Raw genomic sequence first — 13,143 nt, forward strand, 5'->3', positions numbered from 1 at the left:
ACTCATGGCCAGAGTCGTACGAGCGCACACCCCGCTTGGGGAAGACCAGCTCCAGTTCCGCTCGATGCATGGCACCGAGGGACTGTCGCAGTTGTTCGAATTCGAGGTCGACCTGCTGAGCCCGAGTGCGTCGATCGACATGAAGGCGGTGCTCGGAAAACCCATGGCCCTGGAGATCCAGACAGCCGGCACGCCCCGTTTCCTGAACGGCCAGGTGGTCCGCTTCTCCATGATCGGACGCGAAGGCGGTACCTCGCGCCACACCGTCTATCGTGCTTCGATGCGCCCATGGCTCTGGTATCTCACGCGCTCCAGCGACAACAAGATCTTCCAGAACAAGACGGTCGTCGAAGTTCTCGAGGACGTATTCGGCGACTACAACTTCGCCTTCGAGAAGAAGCTCACCGGCACCTACCGCCAGTGGGAGCACTGCGTGCAGTACAACGAGACGGACTTTGCCTTCGTGAGCCGGCTCATGGAACTCGAAGGCATCTACTACTACTTCAAGCACGACAAGAACCAGCATACGCTGGTGCTGACCGACGACGTCACGATGCACGAGCCGATGTCCGGCTACGAAACCATCAATTACTTCGCGGCCGATCGCGACGTGACCGAGGACATGGAGGTCATCGACAACTGGCAAGTGACGGCCGAGATCCGCTCGGGCAGCTATGCGGTGGATGACTACAACTTCACCACGCCGGGCGCCGATCTGAGCGGTGCCCGCTCCATGCCGCAGCCGTACGACCACTCGGGCTATGAGATGTACGAGTGGCTCGGCGAGTACACGAACCCCGGCGAAGGCGAGCACTATGCGCGCGTGCGGCTGGAAGAAGCGCAGTCGATGGCCGAGCGCAGCGTGGGCCATGCCACGGTCCGGGGCATGGCGCCCGGCTACACCTTCTCGATGCAGAACTCGCCGAGGTCGGACGACAACCGCGAGTACCTGATCGTTTCGGTGAACTACATGCTGCGCGAAGGCGGCTACGCCACCGGAGCCGCACCGGGCGAATACAGCTTCAACTTTGTCGTCCAGCCGACGTCCCTGCCCTTCAGGGCACCCCGGATCACGCAAATCCCCAGGACCACCGGTCCGCAGACCGCGGTGGTGGTCGGCCCCGAAGGCGAGGAAATCTGGACTGACCAGTACGGCCGCGTCAAGGTGCAGTTCCGGTGGGACCGCAGCGGGCGCCGCAACGAGAACTGCTCGTGCTTCGTGCGTGTGTCCCATGTCATCGCAGGCGACGGCTTTGGTGCTGTTTTCACGCCGCGCATCGGCCAGGAAGTAGTGATCGATTTCGTCGACGGGCGGGCCGACCGGCCGCTCGTCGTGGGGCGGGTCTACAACCCGCGCCAGATGCCACCCTTCAATCTGCCGGGCGAGCAGACCAAGAGCGGGTTCGTCACGCGTTCTACGCCGGGCGGCTCGCCGGAAACCGCCAACTCGCTCGTCTTCGAAGACAAGATGGGCGCTGAATACGTAGCGCTTCATGCAGAGCGCGACCTGAATGTCTCGGTGGAGAAGAACGAGACCCACGACACCGGTGGCACGCGCACGACCGTCATCGTGGGGCATGAATCGGCCACCTACAAAGCCGGCGAAGAACGTCATATCACCGAGGGCGCGGTGGAGACGATCGACGGCGGAGAGACTCGCACGGTGACCGGCGGAGCGACCGAGACAGTTTCCGGCGGCGAGACGCGGACGATTTCGGACGGCGCGACCGAGACGATCAGCGGCGGCGAAACGCGCACTGTCAGCGGAGGGTTCACGGAAACCATCAGCGGTGGTGCGACCGAGACGATCAGTGGAGGTGTGAACTCGACGATCACCGGCGGCGTGACCCAGACGATCACGGGCGGCGTGAACGAGACCATCAGCGGCGGCCTTACCTTCATGGTGAATGGCGGGGTCACCAGCAACGTCCTGGGCAACCACACGCATGTCGTCACGGGGGGCAGCACGACCACCACGACCGGACCCACGATCAATAACGCGCCGGACATTGTTGACAACTCGGACAGGCGGACGATCAATGCGGGCGACAACACCGTCAACGCAGCCAAGGAAGGCTGGTGGCGCAACACGGACAACCACGGAACGCTCGAACATACGGGCGTCAATGTGGCGGCAGTCGATGTCAATGGCGTGAAGCTGCAATTCTCGGGGGTGAACGGCCAGTTCAACGGCGTCTTCATCAACCTGTCCGTGACCAGCATCATCGATGCGAAGTTCAAATACAAGCTCAATCCCGTTGGCATCTCGACAGTCGGACTCAGTCTCAAGACCGGCTACATCGCAGTGGCATTCAAGAGCCTTTTCATGAAGGCCTGATGCGCGGCATTCCTTCGAAAGAACGCAAGTGAGCTGGTGGAACATCCTGGCGGCAACCCTGTGCCTCGGCCTGTGCGGTATTGCGGGGGTGTTTGGGGTACACGTTATCGTTTCCTCATACGCTGCAAACGCCCGCTACATGGCCGAAGAAAAAACCTGGCAAGCACTGCGCGGCCAAGGCGTGCGCGCGCAAGGTGTGGTGGTCGGCATCTCGAGGCAGGCGAATCGATTGACCAAGAACGGCAACTATGGCAACAACGAAGTCGCCGCCACCGATCTGTTGCTCGCATATGAAGACGCGGCGGGAAACCGTCACGAAGTGCCGGTTGCGACTTTCATCGAACTCGGACTGCTGGCCAATTTCTCGGTCGGCAAGAAGATCGACGTGATCTATGCGCGAGATGCGCCCGATCGGGTGGCGATCGATCGGGAGCGCACGCCGCTGGAAATACCGTCAAGCGCCTACTGATGAAAACCATCAAGCCCCTGCGCCTGAGCATCCTGACGCGCCCCTACCTGAGGAACGGCGCCCAGTATCTGGCGATGACCGTCATCGCAATGACAAACCTGAAGGGCCAGCAGCAGCAGCTTGTGCCGGAACCCGAGATCTGGAAGACCCTGACCGATGAACTGGGCGACGACACGGTGTTTGATCTCGGCATGCCCAAGGACAATGCCGAATTCATCGTATCGGGCTTTGCGCACACAGCGCACCAGCCGGACAAGTCTCGCTGTGCAGTGAGCGTGCAAGTCGGGGCGCGCAAGAAAACGCTCCTGGTGTTCGGCGACCGATTCTGGATCGACGGCCGGGCGACCGCGCCCCAGCCATTCGATGCGATCCGCCTTGACTGGCGCAAGGCCTTCGGGGGCCCGGGGTTCGCAGAAAACCCCCTGGGCATCGGACATGACGATGACATCGTCGAGGGGTTGAAAGTGCGGCGCGTGCCCAACATCGAACACGCGAACGGACTGCTGTGGCGGCCGGGCCAGGTGCCTGCACCCGCAGGCTTCGGCCCGATCGATGTGGCAAGGCCTTCGCGGATGCGCAAGATGGGGCGCGACTACGACGAGCATTGGAAGCAGAACCTCTATCCCGGTTTCGCGAGGGACATGGACTGGGGCTACTTCAATGCAGCCTCCGAAGACCAGTGGCTGGCGTTGGGCGAGCGCGGCCTGGCCGGTGCCAGCTACGAGATCCTGAACATGCATCCGGAGGATCCGGTGCAACGCGGCCGCCTGCCCGACTGGCAGGCGCGAGGGTTCATCGTCCGTGAAGCAAAGAACCGGCAACTGGCGTCGGGCATTTTTGACGAAGTCTCGCTGCGGCTCACGACGGCCTGGTTTTTTCCCCATCGAGAGCAGGTCGCGCTGGTGTACCACGGCAGCATCGGCATCGAGGAAGACGACGCATCCGACATCAGCCACGTCATGGCTGCCATGGAGGAAGGTGGGTCGGAACGGCCTTTGGCTTCGTACCGCGATGTATTGATTCAGCGCTGCGATCCCGAGAACGGCGCACTCTACGCATTGCGCGACGATCAATTGCTGCCGCCGAACTCGATTGGGCAGTGGCTCGAGAACAGCCAGGAAGACGACAGGGACGCCGACCCGCTCACCCGCAACATGAAAGTTCGCGCCGAACGTGCCCAAGCCAAGCTGGCCGAAGCATTCAAGGCGAGCGGCGGAGATCCGGCCAAGTTCGCCCTGCCGCCCCCGCCGATCACCACCCCGCCCAAGCTGCATGAGATCCCGGCCTATGTGCAGAAGATGAAAGCCATGGTGCAGGAGCAGCGGGAGAAGCTGGCGAAGGGGCGGGAGGCGATCGGCAAGGCCGCCGATGCCAATGCGGTCCAATCGAGAAAGCTTGGCTTCGATACCTCGACCTTTCTCGCGAAAGCAGAAGCGGCCAAGGGCAAGGGGCCTCCGCGGTTCGACCCCCGGCCTTTCGTAGACGGAATCTCGGGTGTTTCTGCGGCGGTAGGCGCGCCGCCCGCGCCCCCGGAGAGCCTCGCGGAACTCAGGAGGGTGACGGCCGACGCAAAAAGAGGATTGCTCGCGAGCTATCGCAGCATGGCGCAGTACCAGGACGCGGCCGACGCCATGCCGCCCGACGAGTCCGACAGGGCACGGGCCGAAATCGAGCGCGTGCTCGCGGGTTCGCGCGATTTCTCGGACATGGATCTGACCGGTGCCGACCTGTCGAACATGGACCTTCACGGCACCCGATGGCATCGAGCACTCCTCGAGGGCGTGGACTTCAGCAATAGCAGGCTCGACGATGCCGACTTCAGCGAAGCGGTGCTGGCGAGAGCGCGCCTGCATCGCACGTCGATGCGCCGTGCGATTTTCGATCGTGCCAACATGGCATTGGCACGATGCGAGGAGGCGGATTTCTCGGGTGCGCGCTTCATGAAGATGGTGCTCGACAAGATGGTTGCCAAGGGATGCAATTTTTCCGATGCGACCATGGAGGAGCTGAATTTCATGACCGTGCACCTGGAGAGGTGCAGCTTCGAACGTGCCGGCATCTCCTATGCCCATGTGCTGGAGAAGTCCGTGATGCATGGCGTGCGCTTCGACCACGCACGGATTCACAAGATGTCGTGGATCGATTGCGATGTCAACGAACTGAGCTTTGCGCACGCCGAGCTCGATTCATGCGGATGGGTCAACACCGATGGCGCAGGCCGTCTCGATTTCTCGGCCGCACACTTGACAACCACCTGCTTCGTGGGAGAGAGCAGCTTGAGGAAGGTCTGCTTTCGAGGCGCCATGCTGCGCGACTGCAGCCTGCGTGGCATTGCATTGGACGAAGCGGACTTTGCGAATGCGCGGATCGAAAACAGCGACTTCTCCGGGGCATCGATGCATCGCACGAACCTGGAGGGTGCCGACGCCAAGGGCGCGATGTTCGTGCGTTCGGACCTGACCCAGGCGTCGCTGCTGGATGCCGATCTCAGCGGCGCCATCCTGCAGAAGGCGGTGCTCGTGTCCACGGACCTGCGTCGTGCCAACCTGTTCAGGGCGGACCTGTCGCAATGTCTCATCGATGACAGAACGCTTTTCGACGGTGCCTATGTCGAGCAGGTCAAGACAGTTCCCTTGCGCAAGAAAGAGAAGGTGGAATGACCCCGGCCAGTGTGCAGGCGATGATCCATGGCGGAGAAACGATCGCTCGGAAGCAACTTCAAGCGCTCGACTTTCGGGGCATGGACCTCACGGGTGCCATTTTCCTGGAGACCGATCTGAGTGGTGCCGATCTGTCCGGTGCCAAGCTCGATGCGAGCATCTTCAAGCAGTGCAAGCTTGCCGGGGCCCGGCTCGATGCCGCGCATGTGGACCGTTGTGCATTCGAGCATTGCGATGCAACCGGGATCCGGATGGTCGGCGCCACGCTCGACGGTGCCGCCTTCTACCAATGTGGACTGGCCGGCGCAAAGCTCGATGACGCAAATGCCGGCGTGGCCTCTTTTGCCAACTGCACGCTCGACCGCGCCTCGTTCGTCAATGTGCTGTCGGAAGCCCTGGTGTTCTCCGAGACCTCGCTCGATGCCACCGACTTTTCCACGACGCTCCTGCACAAGACAGTGTTCTACCGGGCAGATCTTCGATCGGCAATCTTCCGTGGCAGCCGGTTCGACAAGGCTGTCTTCTCCGAGGCCAAGCTCTCGGGACAGAGGTTCAATGCGCAGAAGTTCCTGCTTTGCCAGTTCATCGACGCAGAACTCGACGGATGCGATTTTGACGAGTCCATGCTGGTGCAATGCAACTTCAAGGGCGCCAAGCTCGAAGGTGCGAGCCTGAACCGGGTCCATGCGCCCCAGTGCCTCTTTCCGTCGGCCAAGCTCGATGGCGTCGGTTGCCGCGGCGCCCATTTCAATCAAAGCATCTGGGTCGAGGTACAGGCGCGCGGAGCCGATTTCTCCGACGCGAAACTGGAGCAGTGCATCTTCCAGCGTGCCAGCTGCAGCCATGCCGTCTTCGCAAGGGCGGACCTTACATACGCCGATTTTTCTCACGCCGATCTGCGTGGTGCCGATCTGCGGGGCGCTCGCTTCCTGCGCACCAAGGTTCACCGCGCGCAACAGGAGGGAACGAGATATGGCGACCGTGGTGGCTTGCTGTTGAACGACCCCGACCTGTTTGCCGCCGAGGAGTTCTCGGCACGCCGCCTCGCGCGTCCGGGCGCATATCCCTCTTGAAACTGGAAACTTCATCATGACCACACGCGTTTCCTCCGTGACGGCCATTCGTGACGATTCACCACGCGAAGCCGCGCATGCGTCCGAGCAGGGCGGAATGGTCAACACCATCGGCATCGTCACGGGCGTCTTGCCCGGGGGAATCTACAGCGTGCAGACCGAACGCCGGCAACTGCTGCGATGCGCACGGGCAGCGAGCTGCCTGCTGCGCCCGGCCGTCGGTGACACCGTGCTGGTGACGGGGCCCGACGCGACCCGCCTTTACCTGACGGCAGTGGCGGAGCAGGCCGACGCAAGCGCGTCGCGCATCGATGTGGCGGGAGACATGACGCTCGCTTCGGAGCGCGGAGCGGTCACCGTCGAGAGTTCGACGCACATCGCGATGCGCGGCGAACAGGGCCTGAGCCTGGATGCACCGCACCTCAGAATCAACGCTGAAGATGCCGATTGCCGGGTGGACCGGCTTCAATATCAGGGACAGGAGGCGGTGACCACCGTGCTTTCGATCCGTGTGATCGGCAGGGTCTACGAAGCCGTGATGGACCGTCTCGTGCATCTGAGCAAGACGGCATTTCGCATGACCGAGGACGTGGAGCATTTGCGTGCGGGACGCATCGACTACGAAGCCGCGGAGACGGCGCGTTTGCATGGCAAGAACACCGTCGTGACGGCGAAAGAAATCGTCAAGGTCGATGCCAAGCAGATTCATATGGGCTGATATTCATGGATCCAAGGAGAAACGCATGTTCGCCAACTGCCAGATGATGGGAATGGATCTCGCATTCCCCGATGTGTGCAAGACGCCGCCGGCCATTCCGATCCCCTATCCGGATTTCGCGCTGGGTCCGACGGCCATACCGAACGCGTACAACATCCTCTACATGTGCACGCCGGCGCACAACATGGCCACCGTCACGCCACTGACCAACGGCGACAACGCGGGCGTCGCCATGGGTGTGGTGTCGCAAACGGTCATGGGCCAGTCCCGCCATCTGACGGGCGCCTTTACCGTTCTTCTCAAGGGAACTCCTGCCACCCGGATGACGAGCCTGACGCTGCAGAATTCCACCAACATGGTCGGCATGCGCATCGTGCCGAGCCAGTTCAAGGTGCTGATGCTCGCCGCCTGAGGATGGCGAGCGGAGCGTGTCATGCCGCCGGCCGCGCCGTCCCCGCCAGCGTCACTTGCTGCGGAAACCCCACCCACACCGCCAGCGCCGAGTAGTTGTCGCGCGACTCGTCGGCCTTGGCTTCGGCCGCGCGGCGCAGCAGCGCGAGCCATTCCTCGGCGCTGTCGGCCAGCTGCAGCGAGCGCTCCATCACCTGCTGCGAAATGAGCTGCCACAGGCCGTCGGTGCACAGCAGGAACGCGTCGCCATCGGCCAGGCGCTGCGGCGTCGATACGGTGGTCTCCGCCGTCGCCCGGGCGCCGAGCGCGCGGTACAGCAGGTTGGTCTTCACCAGCCGTTCGCCGCCGTTGGCACCGTTGCCGAGGGCGGCTTCGCCCGAGCGCTCCGAGAGGCTGTGGTCCTCGGTGCGCTGCATCAGCGCGCCGCGGCGGAACCAGTAGAGGCGGCTGTCGCCCACATGGGCCCAGCAGGCCTGGCCGCTGGTGCGGTCCACGAACAGCGAGACGATGGTCGCGCTCATGCGGCTCTGGTCGGCCAGCTCCCGCTGCTTGGCGAGGATGGCGTCGTTGGCGGCCTTCACGGCCTGAAGGATGTCGTGCTGCGCCACCGAAGGGTTGTCGACGAAGGTGTTGAGCGCAGTATCGACCGCAATGCGCGCGGCCAGCTCGCCGCCCGCGTTGCCGCCCACGCCGTCGCTCACGACGAAGCAGGCGTTGTATTCATCGAGGTGGTAGCCGATCGCATCCTGGTTGCCGCTGCGCTCGCCGACGCAGGAGAACTGCGAGGTCGAGATGGGCACCGCGAACGCGCGGGGGGTGGTCTCAAGCACGGCGTGCCTCCTTCAAGCGTTCCATCTCCTTGTCGTAGGCCTGCTGGAAGGCCCGGCCGAAGACGGCCTGGAAGTCGTCCTCGACGGCCGCGGTGGTTTCTGCATGCAGCTTCTGCAACTGGCGCCACAGGCGCGCCTCGCGGCCGCCGGGCAACAGTTTTTCGCCCAGCCCGCCGTCGTGCGGCGTGGCGGTGTTGAGCGCCGCGGGATCGAAGCGCTTGAGCACCGTGAGCAGCGCGGCGCGCATGCCGGCCACCATGCCGAGCTGATGCGACTGCAGGTCGCCGAGCGCGTCGTGCACGGCGGCCTCGGGCGACAGGAAGCCGGGCATGCGCGCGCCGAACATCTGCATCAGCACGGCGCGGCCGTTGGGAAGGATCTTGAAGGGGTTGTTCTCCTCGTCGACGATCATCGTGATCTCGGCCCGCACCTCGCGCTTGAGCATGGCGCGCGACGAGAGCAGCTCGATGGTGCCGTCGGTGAACGCGCGCATGAGCCGGCCGAGGCGCCGCATGGCTTCGGCATCCAGCGGCTGCTGGCCGGCCACGTCGGGCACGCCGGCGCCTTCGAGGAAGGCCTTGAAGAGTTCGTCCGAGGAGGAGGACGGTGCCGATGAGGGCGCTGGAACAGGGGCTGGCGGCGCGGCCACGGGCGAGGGTGCGGCAACAGGCTTCGGCTGCTGCGGTGCGGGCGGCTCCGGCGGCGGCGCCTTCGGAGAAGGCGGCGCAACATCTTCCACGCGCGCGGCCGCGACGGGCACCGGTGCTGGCGGCGGCGGCGGCGCCGACGGTGGTGGCTCGGCCTGGGCGGATGCCTGCGGCTCGGCCGGCTTCATTGCCGGCGCATCGAAGGGCACCGGGTTCGGCGGCCTGAACTGCGCCGCCAGTTCCCGCGCATGGTTCGAATGGCTGTAGCCCTGCGGGGCCGCCGCCGGCCTGGCCAGCAGATCGATGGCCGGATGCACGTCGCTGAGCGGATCTTCGTGGGTCAGCGCGGTGGGGCGCGGATCGGAGAGCGGCGAGGGTGCGTCGTTGTCGGCGGCAAAGAAGGACAGCGGGTCCATGCCGCGCTTGAGCGCCACGTCGGACATGCTGTCTTCCGCACGCGGATTCAGCTCGGCCAGCGGATCGACCGGGTTCCTGCGTGCCTGCGAGGGCAGCTCGAAGGGCTCGTGCGCCATCGGGTCGGGCATGGGCTCGGAGGCGCTCGCCTCGCGGCGCGGCGCATTCGCGAGGATGGCATCCCAATCGGCGGCGGAGGGAATCTGCGAGGCGCTCGCCTGCGTGCTTGCCTGCGCGCTTGCCGGCGAGGGGGCTGGCGATGGCGATGCTGCAGGCACCGGCGCAGCGGCCAGTACCTGTGCCGGCGGTGGCGCCGGCACGGCCGGCGGCGGCATCGCCACGGTCACGGGCTGCGTCTCGCCGATCGGCAGCGCGCCGGCGCCGAAGAGGTCCGAGAACACATCGGAGACGGGGGCGGCCGGCAGCAGCGAGTCCATCGGCGCGGGCGCCATGGTGTTGGCGGGCAATGCGCTGTGCACAGGCGCGGCCGGCGGCCGTGCAGCCGCCATCAGCGGCGCAGCAGGCTCCGCGATTGCTGCGCGTTGCCCGCTCCCCGCCACCAGCACATAGCTTCCGATGGTCACGCGGTCGCCTTCGGCGATCGGCGCCTCCTGCTCGTGCTGCAGCGTGCGCTCGTTGACGCCGATGGGCAGCACCGCGCTCATGTTGCGCAGCACCGCCGCGCCGCTGTCGTCGAAACGCACCGTGGCCTGCAGGCGCGAGATCTGGCGCTGCTCGTCGGGCAGCACCAGGTGGTTGTCGGGGCTGCGCCCGATGGTTCCGCCGGGCGCCGCGAGCAAGGCCGAAGGGCCTGCAGCCACCGGCTTGCCGGCATGTTCGATCACCGTCCAACGCATATCAGACCTCCCGCTGGGCCGCCCCAAGGGCGGGCTGCGCCCCCTCGGGGGGCAGCGAATACACACAGTGATGAGCGTGGGGGCTCATTGTCTCCATGTTCATGTCGAGCCGCGGCTCATCCCTTGCGGCGTTCAACGCTTCATTCGCTTGGCGGCCTCGAAGGCGGGGCCCCACACCGGGTGCTTGCGTTCGGCAACCGTAAGGTCGAAGTTGGGGAACGCATCGATGAGCTTGCGGAACTGCGCGCGGCATTCGGGCACCTGGTTGGCCACGCAATAGCTGAAGGCCTCGAGCTTCATGGCCTCGAGCCGCGTGGCCGGCTCTGCGGCGTCGAACACCGAGACGCCGCCGCTCTTGAGCGTGGTGATGGCCTTGGCGTAGTCGCCTTCGTCATAGGCCTGTTGCGCGCGCTCGAGCGTGCTGCGCGCGACTTGCTGGCTCAGGCGTTCGGGTTGCGGCGGCTCGGGCGGCGGCGTGGTCGTGCAACCAGCAACCAGAACCAAGGTGAACGCCAAAGCAGGCAGACATGACTTCAATCTTCTCTCCTACCTTGCAAAAGGCAATGCTTGAGATAGTGTGCCGCTGTCATGCGACAGGCACGCGATGCGACGCGATTCGTGCGCACGACTTCGATAATATAGGCCGCGAACCACTAGGGAAGATCTCAATGCATCGACGAACCCTGCTTCAAGGCGCACTTGCAACTGCACCGTTGCTGGGTGGCCTCAGTGGATGCGCATCGACTGCGAAGTCATTGCCCACGCCCTATGCCGTGACGATCAAGATCGACGACGGCGTCAACCCCGACGGACGCGGCCAGCCGGCACCGATTCTCGTCAAGGTCTTCGAATTGAAATCTTCCGGTAACTTCGAGACGGCAGACTACTTTGCACTACAGGACCGCGACCGCGAAACGCTTGCAGCGGAACTCGTGAACGCCGACCAGGCCATCATGCGCAGCGGTGAAGAGCGTGTGTTCAAGCGCGAGGCAGGGCTCGACTCGCGTGCCATCGGCATCATCGCCGGCTACCGCAAGCTCGAGGCCGCACGCTGGCGCATCGTGCTGCCGCTCAAGGAGCCGAAGCAAACCAATCTCTACAAGGTGTGGCAGTTTTCTCCGAGCGAGCAAAACGTGCGCATCGCGATCCGCAAGAGCGGCATCGAGTTACTACCAAGTCGTTAATTTCACGGCCTTGTAGTTAGAAAGTGCGAGAAATTCGCACGCTAAATGCGGTGCAAAACGTAAGAAGCGCCGTGTAGCATCAGAGAAAAAAACCGATTCAATCGGGAGGCCGTTAACGGGCACCTCCCGCTTCAGTGTGGGCACTCCCCAGGAGGTTCTTTGGTGACAGTTCGCAATCCGGGCGCCGGCAAGCAGGGCGCCCTTCCGCAGGCGTTGGCGAATCGCGTGGTGTGGTCCGAAGGCATGTACCTGCGGCCGCAGCACTTCCAGCAACTGGAGCGCTATGTCGAGCAGTACGTCACGCGCCGCACCGCAGGCCTGCAAGGTGCCTATTGGGGATGGCTCAGCCTGGACATCGATCGCGATGCCCACGCACTCGGCCGCGTGTCGCTGCTCGGCGGCGCCGGTGTGCTGCCCGACGGCACGCCGTTCTCGTTCGGCGCCGAAGATGCACCGCTGCCCTACGAGGTGCCGAGCGACCTGACCGATGAACTCATCGTGCTCGCGCTGCCGCTGCGCCGCACCGGCAGCGAAGAGGTCATCTTTGCCGACGACGAGGGCTCGGCCGCGCGCTTCGGCGTGATCGAGCGCGAGGTGGCCGACGGCAATTCGGTGGCGCTCGGCCCGGCGGTGCTGCAGCTTGCGAAGCCGCGCCTGCGGCTTGCGCGCGCATCGTCGCTCACCGCGGAGTGGCAGGCCATCGGCGCGGTGCGCGTGATCGAGCGGCGCACCGACCACAAGCTGGTGATCGACGCCAACTACATTCCGCCGGTGCTCGATGCATCGGCGCACCCCATGCTGCGCAGCATGGTTGCCGAACTGCACGGCCTGCTCACGCAGCGCTCCGAGGCGCTGGCCTCGCGGCTCTCGCAGCCGGGCCGCGGCGGCGTGAGCGAGGTCTCCGACTTTCTTTTGCTCGAACTCGTCAACCGCTATCTCGCCACGACCTGGCATGCGCAGCATGCGGTGCAGGTGCACCCCGAGGAACTGTTCATCGACTGGTTCAAGCTGGCCTGCCATCTCGCCACGCACACCTCGCCCACGCGGCGCCCCGTGGTGTGGCCCAAGTACGACCACGACAATCTCAACGAGACCATCCGGCCGCTGATGGAAGAGCTGCGGCGCTCGCTCTCGGCGGTGCTCGAACAGAGCGCCATCGCCATCGAACTGGAGGAGCGCAGCCACGGCGTGCGCGTGGGCCGCATGCCCGATCCGGTGCTGGTGCGCAACGCGGGTTTCGTGCTCGCGGTGCATGCCAACCTGCCCGCCGATGCGATCCAGCAGCGCTTTCCGACGCAGGTCAAGATCGGTTCGGTCGAGCGCATCCGCGACCTCGTGCAGCTGCAGCTGCCGGGCGTCACGGTGCGGCCGCTGCCGGTGGCGCCGCGCCAGATTCCATACAACGCGGGCTACCACTATTTCGAACTCGACAAGAGCGGCGACATGTGGCGCCAGCTCGAAAAATCGGGCGGCGTTGCAATGCACCTGGCCGGCGACTTTCCGGGCCTGGCCATGGAGTTCTGGGCAATTCGTCCGTGAGGG

General features: G+C 64.6%; 11 protein-coding genes. 8 read left to right on the forward strand and 3 right to left on the reverse strand.

Annotated elements, in window-relative coordinates; all coding sequences use genetic code 11:
- Nucleotides 1-4 precede the first annotated feature (4 nt).
- From ACAM58_RS01640 to ACAM58_RS01665, 6 genes are read left to right on the forward strand one after another with little or no spacing between them, the layout of a single operon-like run.
- Complete coding sequence (locus tag ACAM58_RS01640; RefSeq protein ID WP_369663956.1) at nucleotides 5-2,338, forward strand: type VI secretion system Vgr family protein; 2,334 nt, start codon at nucleotides 5-7, stop codon at nucleotides 2,336-2,338.
- 28 nt (nucleotides 2,339-2,366) lie between these two features.
- Entirely contained in the window at nucleotides 2,367-2,807 is a 441-nt protein-coding gene (locus ACAM58_RS01645) for a DUF3592 domain-containing protein (RefSeq protein WP_278877288.1), read from the forward strand.
- Nucleotides 2,807-5,467, forward strand: a complete 2,661-nt coding sequence (locus ACAM58_RS01650) for a DUF2169 domain-containing protein (RefSeq protein ID WP_369663957.1) — start codon at nucleotides 2,807-2,809, stop codon at nucleotides 5,465-5,467. Before ACAM58_RS01645 ends, ACAM58_RS01650 begins: the two co-directional genes overlap by 1 nt.
- Nucleotides 5,464-6,540, forward strand: a complete 1,077-nt coding sequence (locus ACAM58_RS01655) for a pentapeptide repeat-containing protein (protein WP_278877285.1) — start codon at nucleotides 5,464-5,466, stop codon at nucleotides 6,538-6,540. The genes ACAM58_RS01650 and ACAM58_RS01655 overlap by 4 nt, the downstream gene beginning before the upstream one ends.
- A 16-nt stretch (nucleotides 6,541-6,556) precedes the next feature.
- Nucleotides 6,557-7,258, forward strand: coding sequence for a DUF3540 domain-containing protein (locus ACAM58_RS01660; protein WP_244883446.1), 702 nt, complete (start codon nucleotides 6,557-6,559; stop codon nucleotides 7,256-7,258).
- Nucleotides 7,259-7,283: 25 nt separating this feature from the next.
- Entirely contained in the window at nucleotides 7,284-7,670 is a 387-nt protein-coding gene (locus ACAM58_RS01665; RefSeq protein WP_012745371.1) for a DUF4150 domain-containing protein, read from the forward strand.
- Between the two features lie 19 nt (nucleotides 7,671-7,689).
- Here ACAM58_RS01665 and ACAM58_RS01670 read toward each other — a convergent pair whose 3' ends face one another.
- The 3 genes from ACAM58_RS01670 to ACAM58_RS01680 all read right to left on the reverse strand — a co-directional run bounded on the left by ACAM58_RS01670 (nucleotide 7,690) and on the right by ACAM58_RS01680 (nucleotide 10,921).
- On the reverse strand, nucleotides 7,690-8,499 hold the full coding sequence (locus ACAM58_RS01670; RefSeq protein ID WP_018906613.1) for a PP2C family serine/threonine-protein phosphatase: 810 nt from the start codon (nucleotides 8,497-8,499) through the stop codon (nucleotides 7,690-7,692).
- Complete coding sequence (gene tagH, locus ACAM58_RS01675) at nucleotides 8,492-10,417, reverse strand: type VI secretion system-associated FHA domain protein TagH (protein ID WP_369663958.1); 1,926 nt, start codon at nucleotides 10,415-10,417, stop codon at nucleotides 8,492-8,494. The genes ACAM58_RS01670 and tagH overlap by 8 nt, the downstream gene beginning before the upstream one ends.
- Nucleotides 10,418-10,549: 132 nt before the next feature.
- Complete coding sequence (locus tag ACAM58_RS01680) at nucleotides 10,550-10,921, reverse strand: TssQ family T6SS-associated lipoprotein (protein WP_230537943.1); 372 nt, start codon at nucleotides 10,919-10,921, stop codon at nucleotides 10,550-10,552.
- A 23-nt stretch (nucleotides 10,922-10,944) separates the two neighbouring features.
- Between ACAM58_RS01680 and tssJ the strand changes: the two genes are divergently transcribed.
- Nucleotides 10,945-11,601, forward strand: a complete 657-nt coding sequence (tssJ, locus tag ACAM58_RS01685; RefSeq protein WP_244883444.1) for a type VI secretion system lipoprotein TssJ — start codon at nucleotides 10,945-10,947, stop codon at nucleotides 11,599-11,601.
- Between the two features lie 159 nt (nucleotides 11,602-11,760).
- Complete coding sequence (gene tssK / locus ACAM58_RS01690) at nucleotides 11,761-13,140, forward strand: type VI secretion system baseplate subunit TssK (protein WP_018906609.1); 1,380 nt, start codon at nucleotides 11,761-11,763, stop codon at nucleotides 13,138-13,140.
- Nucleotides 13,141-13,143: the final 3 nt, after the last annotated feature.

This window comes from Variovorax sp. V116 (genome assembly GCF_041154435.1).
GTDB lineage: Bacteria > Pseudomonadota > Gammaproteobacteria > Burkholderiales > Burkholderiaceae_C > Variovorax > Variovorax paradoxus.